This window comes from Microcoleus sp. D3_18_C2 (genome assembly GCF_036702395.1).
In the GTDB taxonomy this organism is placed as follows: Bacteria; Cyanobacteriota; Cyanobacteriia; order Cyanobacteriales; family Microcoleaceae; genus Microcoleus.
Genome location: NZ_JAUBTG010000006.1, coordinates 1 through 16,175 on the forward strand (window position 1 = coordinate 1; position 16,175 = coordinate 16,175).

Genomic DNA, 16,175 nt, shown 5'->3' on the forward strand with positions numbered 1-16,175 from the left:
CTGTTTTTGGATCGGCAGGATTTGGATCGGAATTGGGAGTTTCGGAAATTGTCGGATTTTCAGTTTCTCCTGCGGGATAATCTGTTTTTGGATCGGCAGAATTCGGATCTGAATTGCGATTTTCAGAAACAGTCGGGTTTTTGGTTTCTGTCGCTGGAGAATTTTCGGGTTTTGTTTCAACAGGATTTGTTGCAGAAGTAGTATCTGCTTTTTTGTCTTCTATAGTCTCTGTTTTTGGCGCAGCGTCACCTATCAATTCTTTGCCTTTTTCTGATGTACGCCAATCGGAGTTTTTGGCCATTACATCATCGATTGAAATGACTTTAGGGGTTGCGCCTTTGAGGGAAAATATGATATCATTGTAGTCAGCATCGCTGCCTTCGCCTATTCCCATATCTTCCATGACAAATATACTGCCGCCATTCGCAACACTGGCTATTTGTCCCCGTTGAAAAGCGTCGCTGGAATTAGCTGTTGCCATTGAAAATAAGGGTTTTTTGTCTCCGCCAATGCCTGGGTTGTCGTATACTTGCTGTATTGTGCCGTTGGGAACTAGGATGATGCCAAGTTCGTCTCCTGGTGTCATTGCGAAGGTTTTGATTCCTCGGTATTCTCCGATATTGAAGTTGTTTTCTCCCTCTAAACTAGAGAATGAAGCTGCTTCTGTACTGTCAGAAATGGCGATGTAACCGAGTGAGGAGTTGCTTAAAGCGCGTCTGGCTGCTTCTAGTATAAATGCTTGGGAATCGGGAACAAATTCTGGCATTCCTGTGAGGCTGATAATTGCTAGTTCTCCTTGATACCAGCCTCCGTCTGATAGGTAATCGAACACTATTTTACCTGTTTCGTCTGCTTGGAAAATGCCGGAGTCGAAAGAAATGTTATTTTGAGTTGCTGGTTTGGCTGTATCGCCTGTTATTGGGTCGGTTTTAGTGGTGGATGTTTGCGGTTCTTGGGGGATTTTGTTGGTTGTTGGTGTGGGATTTTTGTTGAGGATGAAGGCGTCTGTGTCTGGTTGGGGAGAGTTTTCTGGGTTTTTGTCGAGGATTTGGTTGTTTGATGATGATAGTTCGATGCTGGAGTTTGTGGAGGATGTTTCGTTTGTTGTTAGGGGATTTTTCGGAGGGTCAGAGTAATTCTTGGTAGAAGTAGTTAGTTGCAATTCTTCTGTAATGTCGGGGATGAGGGAAATATTGGCAGTTAGTTTTGGGGTAGATGCTTCGATTGGTGACATGATTTACAGTTTGGTTTTTTGATGATGAAAGTGACTAAAGTTATGCAAATAATGAGGATGTTAATCTTGAAAAAATCGCAAGCAAAGCGAGTCCAGACGATGCTGGAATTTGTTTTTTTTTATTGATGATGCAAGCTGCGATATCGACAGGTGAAAACCTGCCAGCGAGGCTGACCAAAATTTGATGTGAGGGGATTAGGTTGATTTTTTTATTGCTGTTGTTAACAGATTGATTTGAGAATATCAGTAACTTTTATCGATCGCAAGCGGTGTTCGCCATCAGGAAGTAAACTTCATCACAGCTTTAACTTACTTCCGTATTTGAAGCGTCACACTAGGAATTTTCGGCTTTTGACAACTTTGGACTGGCGATCGCCCAACTAATTTCCCTGTTTACTGTATAAAAAGTAACTTATTTTTTTGCAAAATTACGCAAAACCCGATCGCAACAGTAAAGGCTTGGGAAACTAGGTTGTACAGTCTTGGACGCAGACACACTATATGTAGTGCGGTGCGATTTCTAATAATTACTAACGACCAATGAGTGATGACTTCGCCTAAGTGAAGCCTAATATATGCCAAAATACGGACGAAATGTGCTATCAGTAGAAGACGAAAGCAGCCTTGACGAAATTTAAAGTCCCATGTTGAATGCGAACGGGAGCATCTTGACAGATAATCGATCGGCCGCGTCGCAGTGGGCGCAAGAAGCTTTAGGGCTTCCCGAAGTTCAAGTACAAGCGCGTTTGCGGGGAAATCACCTGCACATTTTGTGCGAAGCAGCGCAGTGTCCGTCTCAAGAATTGGTGACGGCGCGATTTACCAACGCCCTCGAACAAACTGATTTAACGCAACTGCTGCCCGATCGACCTAAAATTTACCAGTTGTTTCTGTGTGGGCGCAAAATCGGTTCCCGACAAAATGACTGGACAGTCCGGCTCGATTGCAGCAGTCCCAAGCGACAGCAACAGCAACAGCCACAGCAACCAAAAGTTGCCGAAGTGCCTCCGCCAGCGAGTGCCCCCGACGAACCGCCAGCAAGCCCTAAAAGAGGCGGATTTTTCGGCAGATTTAAGAATGACAACCAGAAACTCAAACAGACACCAAAACCCGTAGAAACAGTCGCGCAACCGCCACAAGTACGGGAAGAACTGGATTTTGACGCCGACAGTCTGCCCGTCGCCTCCCGCATTGAATACCCAGAAGCTTTTGAAACTTCCCCCGTGACGATCGACACTTCGGCTGCTGCGACGCGGGAAGCCCTCGGTTCCGCCGTTCCCCCGCAGCAGAAAGCGAACCGTGGCGCAGTGGCTTTGATTCAATCCCCCCAAGCTGACTCAGGCGAGGGCGATCGAGATGGAACATTGACGGTTTCGCCGGAAACCTTGGCGCGCCGGGGCTATCCAGATGCGATCGCCAGCTATCTCAGCGAAATCCTCGGCCCGATGGGAGTTTCGGTGAAAGTCAGCATTCGCGAAAAAGAACTCAAAAGCAGCCGAGAAACCCTGCCGGTGAATGCGCCGGAAAATATCAAGCCCAAGGAACGCCGACTGCTAGTGCTGTGCGAGTCAGCTTACAGCCCAGACCCCTCATTGCTGGCCGAACCCATCGCCGGCAGGCTGCGGAAACTGCAACTAGAGGATTTCCGGGAAGCTGCGATCGCCAGCCAAGTCAGCGGCGAAGCGAAGCCAGACTGGCTGCTGCGAGTGGATTTGACTTCGCCCGACAAAATTCTTAAGGAATGGGCCCGGTGGGGAGACGTACAGTCGATCGCCAAACTGCTAAATCAACACTTGGCTGCATCGAGAGTCGAAGTGCGGGCTACCCTCAAAGAAGCAACCCTCCACCTGTTTTGCAGCAAAACTGCCAAAAAAGGACAAAAGCCTAAACGGCAAGAATACCCCGATAAGCAGCAAACCACCGAGGCGATCGCCCCTTTGTTAGCCTCCTTTGCACCCCAAGGCATCCGCGCAGCTACAATCTACGGCGTAGAACCGGCCAAGGACTCTCAGGCGGCGCCGGAGTCGCCGGTGTGGATAGACTGGGTAGACTTGCCTGCCGCCCACCACCCCGACTTGGCTGCGAACGCTAGAACGCTGGCAGTTGAGGGCGACCAATTGGCTCTGACTTTTTTATTGAACAGGTTGCTCAACCCCAATCTCAGACGCAAGCTGGAAACAGGAGGGATTCGGGCTGTCGTGCTGCAAAAAGCCAACGTGCTGCACGTCATGACAGAAGCTCTGACTTGCCCTTCTCAGTCGAAGATAGGCCCGCCGGTGGCGAAATTTTTGCGACAGTTACAAATTCCGGGAGTGGCAGGGGTGCGAGTCTACGGACGGCGCGCGGGCCAGAAGCTGCCCCTGTGGCGCTACGCAATCGACCTCAGAACCGCTGTTGACGAAGAATCAGCGACGGCACCCGCACAGGCTCCCTCCCAAGGGGCTGTCTTGGAAAAGGAACCGGTGCCGGAGTTTGCGCCGGCGGAGGATGGGAGTTTTTCGGGTTTGGGCGACAATTTGGTGTTCGATGCTCCGACGCCCAACTCCTGGCGGCCCCGCTTCAAAATCAGACTCCCCGGATACAATCTGGGCGAGCAGTTAGTTCAAGCTGCGGTGCAACCGCTTGTCGCTTCGGGTTTGTTTGTTCCCAACGATGGTTTATCCACGAATGCTGCTGCGCCCGGTGGCGTGAGAGCCGATCGCGCGGCGGGAATGGCTGTGATTTGGGCGATCGCCGGCTGTCTGCTGACTTTCAATACCGATTGGATCCTCGGTCAATTTCTGCAATCTGCGACGGTCAGTCAAGCTCCTAGTGCCTCCGAAGTTTGCAGCGGCCCAAATTGTCAAAATTCAGCTCCCAAGGCTTCTGGCGACGTTACAGCCCGACTTCCGAAGGAAACCGCGAACCCCGTTCCCCCTGCTGAGGAGGTTAATTTGCCTCGAATTCCGTTGCAGCCGTCGCCGTCCGCCAACCAGCAAGAGGCTTTCAATGGCTCTGGGTTTACGAAACCGGGAAATACTAGCGTTCCTGTAGCTGATGTTTCTGCTCCTCCGGTGTTCCCAACTTTGAGGAGCGAGCAGCTTGACGAGCAGATAGCGCGCTATCAAGAGTACATCCACCTGCACAAGAAACCGCCGGATATTTTAATTGTCGGTAGTTCGAGGGCGCTGCGGGGCATCGATCCGGCGGTTTTGGAAACCGCTTTGGCAGCTTCGGGCTATCCGGGGCTGAGGGCTTACAATTTTGGGGTTAATGGAGCTACTCTCCAGGTTGTAGATTCGATCGTCCGCCGGATTTTGCCGCCGCAACAACTGCCGAAATTGTTGGTGTTGGCTGACGGGGCGAGGGCTCTCAACAGCGGGCGGCCGGATTTGACTTTTAGTGCGATCGCTTCTTCGGAAGGTTACAGGCAATTGAGCCGGGGTAGTTTTCTGATCCGCACCAATCAATTAGAATCCGAAACATCGAAGGAAAGCGCCAACAATCCGGTGGCGACTGCGACTGAATTGGTGCAGAATTTGGGAGAAGCTCAAGCTAATGTTCAGCAATTGGTGAGTCAAAAGTTGGTGGAGGGTTCTGCAACTTACAAAAAGCGCGATCGACTTAAAGGGTTTTTGCGATCGATCGTTAATCCCTCAGCCCCTGTTGCAACCGACAGCCCCCAAACCGCAGCCCTGGGTGAACAAACAACTGAAAACGTTCAGCCCACTGCTGCGAGTAAACCAGTCAGCGAGTATCAACCAAATGGCTTTTTGCCGATCGATATACGCTTCAATCCCGAAACTTACTTTCAGAAACACCCGAAAGTATCTGGTTATTACGACTCCGACTATCAAAATTTTAAATTGGTAGGCGAACAAGCTCTAGCACTCAAAAATCTGATCGAATTTACCAAAGTTCGCAACATTAATCTGGTGTTTGTTAATATGCCTCTGACTGAAGATTATTTAGACCCGGTGCGGACAGGCTACGAACAAGAATTCCGGCAATATATGCAAGAATTAGCAGCTCAAAGCGGACTAATTTTCCTAGATAAGAGTTTATTGTGGCCCCAGGCGCGGGAATCTTTTTCCGACCCCAGCCACCTCAACCGTTACGGTGCTGTTGCAGTTTCTAAGCGGTTGGCTCAAGATCCCATGATTCCCTGGCCAGCGCAACAATAGTTCTAATTTTTGAGCTTTGAGTTATTTTAGATGTTAAATGCTCCTTAGATGTTGCACCATTGTCAAGAACCGGCTCTTCGACCCGTTCCACAAAGAGTGAGTTTTCTTCTTGTGGAACAGGCCGGAAAGCCTGTTCCTAAACAAGTAATATCAGGTTCGGTTAAATAGATATAATTCCTGTAGGGGCGGGTTCACCAATAATAATTGCCTAAAATTGACAATCTCATAAACCCGCCCGGTCGGTTCTTATAAGCAATTAACCGAACTTGATATAATTGAGAATGGTGCAAGATGTGAGATGCTCCCAACATTGCGAGTGCGGCTCGACTATCTCAAAACTATTCTTTCCTGCGGCTAAATACTGAAAATGAAAAGATTGATATTTCCTGAAAATAGCAAAAATACACAGATAAAAAATCCTAGAAAAAATCTGCCTTTGATATTTTTTATATTATCTTTAGCATTTTTCTGTTTCAGTTTGTATAAAGGTTTCTTTTTACCTGTAGCTTTATCCTCTGGGCCGCCCAGCAACGAACAAAGTAGCGAACAGCAAACTCTCGCACCCTTTGAAGAGGTTATCAAAGACACGCAAAAGTTAGAGGGATTATTTACCCTTTACCGCAATCAAGCAACTGATAAAGTATATCTGGAAATTAAACCGGAACAATTTAACAAAAAGTTTCTGTGCTTTGTGACATTGGCATCGGGTTTGGGGGAAGCGGGCATTTTGAGCGGAATGCCGATCGGCGATTTCTTGTTTCAACTGCGGCGCGTCCAAAATAACGTGCAGTTTGTGATACCAAATATAAATTTTCGCACCAGTCCGGGCGACCCGCAAGCAGGTTCGGTAGCACGGGGATTTAGCGACTCGATTCTCTATTCTTTGCCTCTCAAAAGCATTCATCCGCAAAGACAAACTCTGCTAATCGATTTAGGCGATTTGCTGATGAGCGACAAACGCGATTTGCCAGGGGTAAAAGCGATTTTGCCGATGCTTTTGGGCGCTTCTTACTCGATCGATGCAGACAAGTCTTCTTTTAAAGATGTTAAAGCGTTTCCGCTGAATGTGGAGATTGCTTCTGTCTATGGTTTTTCTAGCGATAATGACAGTGAAGTTAACTATTTACCTTCGGTTCCTGACAGTCGGGCTTTTAACCTCCGCATTCACTATAGTTTCTCGGAAGTGCCGCTAAATAACGGCTATCGCCCCAGACTTGCAGACGAGCGAGTGGGCTATTTCCTCACAGCATATAAGGACTTTTCTGACAAGAATAGCCGGGAGCCTTTTGTGCGCTATATCAATCGCTGGCATTTGCAAAAGCAAATCCCGACAGCGCCGATGTCGCCTCCGGTTCAGCCGATCGTCTTTTGGATTGAAAATAATGTGCCTACCGAATACCGAAACGCAATCCGCGAGGGCGTTTTGGTGTGGAACAAAGCTTTTGAAAAAGCAGGTTTTACTGAGGCAATTCAGGTCAAACAAATGCCGGACAATGCTAAATGGGACCCGGCTGATGTTCGCTACAATACTATCCGCTGGTCGAGTTCTTTTGAGCCTCAGTTTGCCGGCATCGGGCCGTCTCGCACTAACCCGCTGACTGGGGAAATTTTGGATGCTGACATTCTGTTGGATGCTAATGTTGTCCGGGAAATCAAACAGGGCTATCGGTCTTTGGTGGAACAAAATCGATCGCTTTCTAAGAGTTTTCAAGGGCGAAACGGTTCTAATACTAATCCCTGTCAGTTTGGGATGTATTCTCGCTATTTGAATGTGCTAGAAAATGGGGATTTAGGAAAAAGCAGCAGGGAAAATGCTCAAGGTGGAATTGCTGATGATTTGCCGACTTTGGTAGAAAGATACCAAGAGCAAAAGCGATCGTCTTTATCGCGGTTGATGTCGAGTTCGGATATGTGTTTTGGGTTGGAATCGAACCGCCAGTTTGCGATGGGGGCAATGTCGATCGATTTGTTGGAAAATGCAGCGCCTAGCAGTGGGACGATTGACAATTATGTGAATGAATATATCCGATTTTTGACAGCCCACGAAGTCGGTCATACTCTCGGTTTGAGGCACAATTTTCACGGAAGTACGATGCTGCAACCGGAGGATTTGCACAATACTCAGGTAACTCGCACGCAAGGTTTGGTAGCGTCGGTGATGGATTATGTGCCGATTAATTTGGCACCTCCGGGAACTGTGCAGGGCGACTATTTTCCAACGATTGTAGGGCCTTACGACGATTGGGCGATCGAGTATGGTTACAAGGTGATTGGCGGCCGGGACCCGAACAGCGACTTACCCACGCTGCAACAAATTGCCAGCCGCGCTGCGGAACCCCAATTATCTTACGCGCCGGATGAGGATTCTTTTGATATTCTCGATCCGGCTGCAAATACCTTTGATCTCAGCGCCAATATGCTGAGGTATTCGCAATGGCAATTGGATAATGCTAGGGCGATGTGGAAGCGTTTGGAAAAGCGAATTCCGGTTGGGGGAGATGGTTATAACGAACTGCGGGTGATGTTTGATTCGGTGTTCGGGTATTATGTTCAGCAGGTGATGAATGCTACTTTGTATGTGGGGGGACAGTCGTTTAGTCGGATTCGCCCTGGAGATACTAATGCGAAGTTGCCGTTTGTGCCGATCGAACTTTCTGTGCAGCGAGAAGCATTAGCAACCCTTGAAAAGTACGTTTTTGCGCCGGATGCGTTTAGTTTTGCGCCGGAATTGCTGAATAAATTGGCGCCTTCGCGCTGGGAGCACTGGGGAAGTCCGGCTTTGGTGTTTCCTCTAGATTACCCGATCGGCGATCGAATTACTTTTTTGCAGCGGTTTGTGTTGCGGGTTTTGCTATCTCCGATGCGTTTGGCGAGACTGCGGGATGCCGAGTTAAAATCCGCCCCGGAAACTGCTTTGAGGTTGCCGGAAGTGTTGAACACTGTGCAAAAGGATATCTGGCAAGAGGTTTTGCAGCCGGAAAAGAAGATGCAAATTTCAACTTTTCGGCGTTCTTTGCAGCGGGAACATTTAGCAATTTTGATCGGAATGGTACTGCGAAAAACGAATGTTCCAGAGGATGCGCGGAGTTTGGCTTGGTACGAGTTGCGGCAGTTGCGGGAGGGTTTGAGCAAGAGTATTCGGAATTTGGATCGGAATGCGGATGCTTATACGCGGGCTCATTTGGAGGAAACGCGCGATCGAATTTCTAAGGTTTTGAATTCGCAAATTCAGTCAAATTAATCTTATATAGGGCTTACGCATGGGGGCCCAGAAACCGGGTTTTTTACGATAATATTTCGTGGCCACCCCCAGATTCGATAAAAAACCCGGTTTCTTTGGTGGAAGTGCGTAATTCCTGACTTAGGAATGAGAACTAAATAACTTCCACTCTTGAAAGTGGGATGGGCGTCCCGCCCGTCCTTTTTGGACGGGCTATAAGAGCCCATCCCACAATAACAATTAAAATTGTAAGTTATTTAATTCGCGATCCTTATTAATTGGGTATTTCTATCTGCAATCAAAAATTATGACTACAGATACTTCCAACAAACATCACCTGCGATTGGCGCTGTTTTGGGCCTTACTGGGCACTCTGGCAGCGTTGGCATTATTTCCTTATGCGCTGTCTCTGAATCCAGCAGTCGCGCAACTGCCTACACCCTTACCTGTTATAGCTATTGCTTCCGCCCTTCAGACTGGACTTCTTTTGATTCTCCTGAATTGGATTGGGCTTCGCCTCGGTAACTCGATCGGACTTGATACCCCCATAGCTCGTGCTTTGGTGTATCGACAGCCTTTCGCGCCAATATCTAAATCTGCCCTTAACACAGCGCTAATTGTAGGCTGCATCGGTGGCATCGTCCTGATTGGATTGAGTTTAGCTTTCCAACCTTGGATGCCGCCAATGGCAACTCCAACAACGCTAGAAATTGCTCTCTGGAAACGCATATTAGCTTCCTTCTACGGAGGCATCACCGAAGAACTCTTGCTGCGACTGTTCGGTATGACATTGATGGCGTGGCTACTTTGGAAGATTTTTGAGCGAGACAAACCGCAACCCTCTACATGGATTTTTTGGCTGGCAATTGTGGCGGCGGCGATTCTGTTTGGTGTGGGTCATTTGCCTGCGGCTGCCAATGTCTGGGCATTAACCCCGATCGTCATTCTCCGCACCATTACACTCAATGCCCTCTTAGGGATTCCCTTTGGTTTTCTTTACTGGCGTTGGGGATTAGAATACGCTATGTTATCTCATTTTTTGGCGGATTTGGTACTGCACGGAATTGGAGGAAGTTAGCAGGAGATGGAAACAATGCAATGGTATAACGAACCTTTACAATGGCATGAGGATAACGATGTTATCCACGTTACCGCAGGCGCCAAGACTGACTTTTGGCGCCAAACTCATTACGGATTTATTCGCGATAACGGCAACTTTTACTACCGTCAAGTGTCAGGCGACTTTACAGCCGAAGTCAAAATTACTGGTTGCTATCGATCGCTCTACGATCAAGCAGGATTGATGATTCGAGAGAGCGAAAATATCTGGCTAAAGTGCGGCATTGAGTTTGTTGAGGGAGTGCAAAACGTGAGTGCGGTTGTGACACGAGACTATTCCGATTGGTGTGTTATGCCGCTGGAAGTGCCGCCTGTTTCCCTGTGGCTGCGGGTAAAGCGCCGAGCTGAAACGGTGGAAGTGCAATACTCGTTGAATGGGTCAGACTATTCAATGATGCGACTGGCATATCTAACTGAGTCACCAATCGTTCAAGTTGGGTTAATGTGTGCGGCTCCCCAAGGTGAAGGCTTTGCAGTCGAATTTGAAGGCTTTAAGCATAGTAAGCTGATCTAATAATGTGGATGGTAAAAAAACGATTTCTGCGCCACTCCATATATAAAATTAAAATTAGGGGTAAGTGCTTTTCACTTACCCCTACCATTTTTTTGGCGCTTTTTAACTTACTAAAAAATCTAGCAATAAATCACCACAAAAGCGACGCCATTTATGCTAGAAATATTTGTCGATGTTGAGGGTCAAAATCATAAATGCTCCGAGCAAATGACCTGCGCTCATGCAAGCCAGAAATGCCGGTACGCTAACATTGTTGAACAAAGAGGGGAAGGGTAAAGGCATTTTCGGCCCGACGTGGGGATACCAAATTCGGCGACTGAGAACTAGCAATGCTAAGATATTGCAAACAAACATCACTAGAGGCTTTTGCCAATTTCCTGATGCTGTGTCAGCCAGTGTCGATTCTACTACTGCCAGTAAATTTGAGTTAATCATCGTTGATGCTCCTATTTTTCATAAATTATCAGAAATGCTTGATGAGATTTCTTGCCAAAAATACAGCAGGGGCGATCGCCTTTACGCCATAAATATCTGTTGCTATTAATATTCACCGCGCCAGCTACAGCGCCCCCACCCGTAATCGTCGAATCACAGCAAGAAGTCTTTTAATGCCATTCAAAAGTAACGAAAGATACAAAGGGACAAAACCATACTCGCTGCCATTTGTAACTTTTAGCCTGTCTGGCAGTGGCGGCATTTACTCACGCTGCCAGACAGGAAACACACCTACTCATTACTGAGCAATGTAGGTAGGCAGAAAGTGGAGAATGTCGCGCAGAACGCTAAATCCAGCAGCATCCCAGAGCAAATAAGCTAAGAAACCGATCATCGCTAAGCGACCGTTCCAAAGTTCTGCTTGTGGGTTGAAGCCAAACAAGAAGGCATTCCGATCTTTGCCGTTGTAAGCATTAGCTGTAGGAGGCAGGTTAGTAGGACGAGTTTCCATGTTTTTACATTCCTTAACAATGTTTCGCTTCTCATGGTAGCGGCCTAATTTCTGCTTTGCTATCTGTCTCTAGGCCCAAGATACACACAAGTCTAAAGGAGGATTTGGAAACGGAAAAAAAAATGTTAAGTTTTGTTTCGCGAGATTTTTCAGCGATCGCCTGTATCTGTAGATACTAAATACAAGTGCAAGTTGAGATTGCTGCTGTGACAAGCCCGATCACGCTGCCGCGACAAACAACGGCGCTTTTGACTCGTCAGTAGATTTGAGATTTGAGATTTACTCTACAGATGAATCTGGAAGCTCTAAAATTTTGGCAGACTCACGACTGTTGTCGGAAAGCAAGTATCCGTTTTTGAGCTCGCTCAGACTGAATCCGCGAAATCCTAGAAGCAAGAAAATTTAGTAAATTTAAACTCAAAAGCCGAACACATAGCGCGGGAGTTAATTAAAATAGGAGATAAACAGATCGATCGGGAGAAACAGTTATCGAAACCATCTACGGCCATCTTCAAGGTTTAAAGTCCAGCCAGCTCAAGCAACTCGAAAAGCTGTACCACCAGCGACTACCGGGCGATCGCATCACCACTGCAGAATTCGCCCAGCGCGTCGCCGCCATCAGCACGGAAATAGACAAACCAATCTGCACCTACATCAACCGCCGCGGACAAGTAATTCGCGTCGGCGTCGGTTCACCCCGCCAAACCCAGATTGCACCCTTAGAATTACCCCGGTATGGGGGAGGTCGCCTCAGCGGCATTCGCTGCATCGCTACCCACCTAAAGCCAGAAAGCCCAAGCGAAGCAGCCCTCACAGCAATGGCTATTCAGCGCCTGGACGCCCTCGTTTGGCTGACACTGACGGGGGGAGGATTTCAGCGCCGGGGCGGTGGTGCGACTGGTTACATCCAAGAAACTTATCTCGCTCACCTGGTACCCCAGGGAGATCAGCCCAATTTTGAGTTCTCTGTTTTGAGCGCTCAGTTAGAACCAGATTCAACTGATGAAATAGAAGAGCCTTCAATTCCCAAGTCACTCATTCAAACTCCACACTTTCCCTGGAAAATATCAGAACCTCTGAATTTGGAAGAACTCGCTGACCAAGACTTTCTGGATTTGGTGGAAGGACTCGAAGCAGAGTTTGAAGCAGAGTTTGTCGCGGGGGAGGTCGATGCAGACCAAGACAAAGTGCTGTTGGTAGGTGTAATGACTCAGCACATGACTCAGTTGGAGTTTGAGGACGGGCTGGCAGAAATCACGCGGCTGGTTGAAAGCGCCGGCGGTCAGGTTCTGCAAACAGTGCGCCAAAAACGATCGCGCCCCCATCCGCAGACAGTGGTCGGCGAAGGCAAAGTTCAGGAAATTTCCCTCACCGCTCAGACGATTAGCGCTAACCTCGTGGTATTCGATCGCGACCTGGCACCCGCACAAATACGTAACTTGGAAACTCAGATAGGTCTTCGCGTTGTCGATCGAACAGAGGTAATTCTCGACATCTTTGCCCAAAGAGCTCGATCGAGCGAGGGTAAACTACAAGTCGAACTCGCTCAGCTAGAGTATGCCCTGCCCCGGCTCAGAGGTCGCGGTCAGGCAATGTCGAGACAGGGTGGTGGCATCGGTACCAGAGGCCCAGGGGAAACCAAGCTAGAAACAGAACGGCGGACGATCGCCAAACGCATTTCTCGATTGCAACAAGAAGTAAATCAACTGCTGGCGCACCGCTTCCGGCTGCGGCAGAACCGCCATCATCACGATGTACCCTCAGTGGCGATCGTTGGCTACACTAACGCCGGTAAATCTACTCTGCTCAACCTGCTCACAAATTCCGAAGTCTATGCCGCCGACCAGTTATTTGCCACCCTCGACCCCACAACTCGACGGTTGACCATTCCTGGCACTGTCACTAGGGAACCGCTATCGATCGTCCTCACAGATACAGTGGGCTTTATTCGCGAACTGCCTCCCGCCTTGATCGACGCTTTCCGGGCTACCCTCGAAGAAGTCACTGACGCCGATGCTTTGCTGCACCTCGTCGATCTCTCCCATCCCGCGTGGCAGAGCCAAATTCGATCGGTCATGAATATTTTGACAGATATGCCCGTAACTCCGGGCCCAGCCCTTGTAGTCTTTAACAAAATAGATGCCGTAGATGGAGAGACTCTCGCCCTCGCCCGAGAAGAATTTCCTCAAGCAGTATTTATTTCGGCCGCCAAAGGTTTGGGGATGGAAACTCTCCGCGACAGACTAGCTCAGCTCATTCAATACGCCCTCTACCCTCGGTAAATACTTAAATATTCCTTTTGAATAGTTGACATGGGGGAATATACGTACATATACTGAGGACAGATTTAGTCGAAATATGAGATGATAAAAGAGTAGTCAGATTGTGCATGGCAAAGTACAATACAGCAGCTCTATTTGGCGAGCGGTTAAATAATTAATTCCCGGAGGCCGCGGTCAAGGTAAAAAGACTCTTTGTTAATGGCTGTAAGGGCTGTTGGTTCAGAGGTAGCAAAAAGATGTTGCTTAACTGTTGCTTAACTGTTGGTTAACTCTGTGCAAACTACCTGTCTGTGCAAACCTCTGTGCAAACCACGGTACGGGATGTCAAGGTAAAAGAGAATAATTTTATTAAAGTGTTTGGGCACTTACCTCAAGCGCTATACTATCTTTTACAGACATCCGCGAGAGAATACATCTTATTGATTGTAAATTGATTGTAAGATTGATTGTAAGAACTCTAAAATCCTTGCCCGTCGTACAGCGCTAATCTCTAGGACTATTTCTATTTTTCGATTTTACCACTGTTTAACTAAATAGTTATGTGTACGCCACTGGCAAAACTAGCAATTGGACTCTCTGCCACAATGGCAACAGCGTTTTACTATCTAGCTGCCGCCCCTCCGGCAGCTGCAGTAGATGTCTGCGGTCCGGGAAATTATTCTACTGCCTGTGCCCCCCCGCCGGCACCCACCCCAACGGCATCGGAGAGCCCATTGGCGACCCAGCCCCGTTTATCCCAAATATACAGAACTACACCTTCGAGAAATGCAACTTCTATTCCGGAACCGGGTACTGCGATCGCAGTCCTACTGACAGGTGCAGGTATGATATGTTCCTGCAGAAAGCGAAACAATCAGGTTGGTCCGCAGCGCTAGGCAGGCTGATGACCAACCTGTTTGCCTTTAAAATGTCTCCGTTTTTTTTAAGCGAGGATATTTGTTTACTTAAATTTATATAAAAAATAAAAAGTTGTATAAAAAATAACTTGACACCTAGCTTGTGCGCTGCAAATAAAGCCGGATGTTGAAGGAAGAAAGCGATAGCGACTTCAATCAGGGTAAAAAAAAGGAAGAAGGCAAATGCACTTCCCTGCAAGGGTTTTAGCAATGAATAACCTCCGGTGCAACAGATAAGGTTGCTATATATAATAAAAATTAAAATATAAAAATTAAAATAAGATTGGTTAAGATCAATGCTTCGCACAGTTTTTGAGAACCCACCGTATAATAAGGGTTTCAAGGCTCCTAGGCAAGTTTGCTACCAACGAAAAATCGAGGGTTTCAGCCTAGGAAGTAAAAAAAGTCCGCACTAGGGTTAAGATTAAAATTAAAAAATATTGTTATTGTTTGAGCGTCCCATGACCCCTAAAGTAGAAATTTACACTTGGAGAACCTGCCCGTTTTGCATTCGTGCCAAAGCACTGCTGAAACGAAAAGGGGTTGATTTCACAGAGTACGCGATCGACGGAGATGAAGCGGCACGGGATCAAATGAGCGATCGAGCCCACGGAGGTCGCACCCTGCCCCAGATATTTATTAACGACCAACACATAGGCGGCTGCGACGACATCCACCAACTCGATACTCAAGGCCTGCTAGATCCGCTGCTAGCAGCAAAATGAGGCATTCCCTGTGGAATTTTCAATTAGCCCAAATTTTTAGGCGACCAATTCTTAATTTTAACTGACAATGAAATTTGCATTCATCATCGATCCCCTCGCGCGACTAATTCCAGGACACGATACCAGCGTAGCGCTGATGGAGGCAGCTCAAGAGTTGGGTCACGAAGTCTGGGCGACTCAAGCCAACGAATTAAGCGTCATCGGCGGCAAAACCTGGGCAATGCTCAGTCGGGTAGCCCTCACCCCAGTAAAAGTGGTAGAGGGACGCTGGGAGGCGGCTGAGGCTTGGTACCAGGTAGAACATCCTACTTTGCAGCCTCTGGAAGCAATGGACGCTGTATTTATGCGGACAGATCCCCCAGTCAACATTCCTTACCTTTACGCTACTTACCTTCTAGATGGCATCGATCCGGCTAAAACTTTGGTAGTTAACAGTCCCAAAGGATTGCGGGCGGCGAATGAAAAGATGTATGCTTTGCAATTTGAGGGAGCGATTCCTGAGACAATTGTTTCTCAAAACAAGCAGGTAATTCGGCAATTTGTTGAGAAAAAAGGAGCAGCAGTTCTTAAACCCTTGGGCGGCAAAGCTGGCGAGGGGATTTTGTTTTTGGAAGCGGACGATCGCAATCTTAACTCCCTGGTCGAAATTAGCACTCAACAAGGGCAAATTCCAGTGATGGTTCAGACTTATCTGCCGGAAGCCAAAGAGGGAGACAAGCGGATTATATTGTTAAACGGCAAGCCGATCGGTGCTATCAACCGCATTCCCACGGGCAATGAATTTCGCGGCAACATGGCCGTCGGCGGCCGAGTCGCAAAAACCGAAATTACCGATCGCGAACTGGAAATTTGCACTCAGTTAGAACCAGTGCTGCAACGGGACGGACTGTACTTTGTCGGCATTGATATCATTGGCGGTTATCTCACAGAAGTTAATGTCACCAGCCCTACAGGGATCAGAGAAATTGACTTGTTTGAGGGCGTTAATTTGGGGAAACAAGTAATTGAATGGGTGGAGAAGGAAGAAGGAAAGCACGACACGGATTAGGACACGGATACACGGATTAATTATCGAG

11 protein-coding genes are annotated in these 16,175 nt (G+C 47.9%); 7 read left to right on the top strand and 4 right to left on the bottom strand.

Annotation, left to right across the window (positions count from 1 at the left end; translation table 11 throughout):
- The coding region (locus tag QUA88_RS06135; RefSeq protein ID WP_333270813.1) for a DUF4114 domain-containing protein at positions 1-1,234 on the bottom strand (1,234 nt) is incomplete at its 3' end.
- A 644-nt stretch (positions 1,235-1,878) separates the two neighbouring features.
- Here QUA88_RS06135 and QUA88_RS06140 point away from each other — a divergent pair.
- From QUA88_RS06140 to QUA88_RS06155, 4 genes are all read left to right on the top strand, one after another.
- A complete protein-coding gene (locus QUA88_RS06140; RefSeq protein WP_333270816.1) occupies positions 1,879-5,397 on the top strand; it encodes a hypothetical protein in 3,519 nt (1,172 codons plus the stop codon).
- Between the two features lie 367 nt (positions 5,398-5,764).
- Positions 5,765-8,638 carry a zinc-dependent metalloprotease gene (locus tag QUA88_RS06145; protein ID WP_333270819.1) on the top strand — a complete coding sequence of 958 codons (2,874 nt, stop codon included), beginning with the start codon at positions 5,765-5,767 and terminating at the stop codon, positions 8,636-8,638.
- 286 nt (positions 8,639-8,924) lie between these two features.
- Positions 8,925-9,695 (top strand): CPBP family intramembrane glutamic endopeptidase, encoded by a 771-nt coding sequence (locus tag QUA88_RS06150; protein ID WP_333270822.1) that lies wholly within the window; start codon positions 8,925-8,927, stop codon positions 9,693-9,695.
- 15 nt (positions 9,696-9,710) lie between these two features.
- On the top strand, positions 9,711-10,250 hold the full coding sequence (locus QUA88_RS06155) for a DUF1349 domain-containing protein (RefSeq protein ID WP_333209769.1): 540 nt from the start codon (positions 9,711-9,713) through the stop codon (positions 10,248-10,250).
- Between the two features lie 156 nt (positions 10,251-10,406).
- On the opposite strand, the gene QUA88_RS06160 is transcribed toward QUA88_RS06155, so the two are convergent.
- From QUA88_RS06160 to QUA88_RS06170, 3 genes are all read right to left on the bottom strand, one after another.
- Positions 10,407-10,685, bottom strand: a complete 279-nt coding sequence (locus QUA88_RS06160; protein ID WP_333209770.1) for a Photosystem I reaction center subunit PsaK — start codon at positions 10,683-10,685, stop codon at positions 10,407-10,409.
- A gap of 298 nt (positions 10,686-10,983) precedes the next feature.
- On the bottom strand, positions 10,984-11,196 hold the full coding sequence (locus QUA88_RS06165; RefSeq protein WP_333056696.1) for a chlorophyll a/b-binding protein: 213 nt from the start codon (positions 11,194-11,196) through the stop codon (positions 10,984-10,986).
- A gap of 511 nt (positions 11,197-11,707) precedes the next feature.
- Entirely contained in the window at positions 11,708-11,833 is a 126-nt protein-coding gene (locus QUA88_RS06170) for a hypothetical protein (protein ID WP_263053573.1), read from the bottom strand.
- A gap of 4 nt (positions 11,834-11,837) precedes the next feature.
- Here QUA88_RS06170 and hflX point away from each other — a divergent pair, with 4 nt between their 5' ends.
- The 3 genes from hflX to gshB all read left to right on the top strand — a co-directional run bounded on the left by hflX (position 11,838) and on the right by gshB (position 16,147).
- Positions 11,838-13,478 (top strand): GTPase HflX, encoded by a 1,641-nt coding sequence (hflX, locus tag QUA88_RS06175; RefSeq protein ID WP_333056756.1) that lies wholly within the window; start codon positions 11,838-11,840, stop codon positions 13,476-13,478.
- A 1,357-nt stretch (positions 13,479-14,835) separates the two neighbouring features.
- Entirely contained in the window at positions 14,836-15,099 is a 264-nt protein-coding gene (gene grxC, locus QUA88_RS06180; protein ID WP_333056698.1) for a glutaredoxin 3, read from the top strand.
- A gap of 67 nt (positions 15,100-15,166) precedes the next feature.
- Positions 15,167-16,147, top strand: coding sequence for a glutathione synthase (gshB, locus tag QUA88_RS06185; RefSeq protein WP_333056699.1), 981 nt, complete (start codon positions 15,167-15,169; stop codon positions 16,145-16,147).
- Positions 16,148-16,175 lie beyond the last annotated feature (28 nt).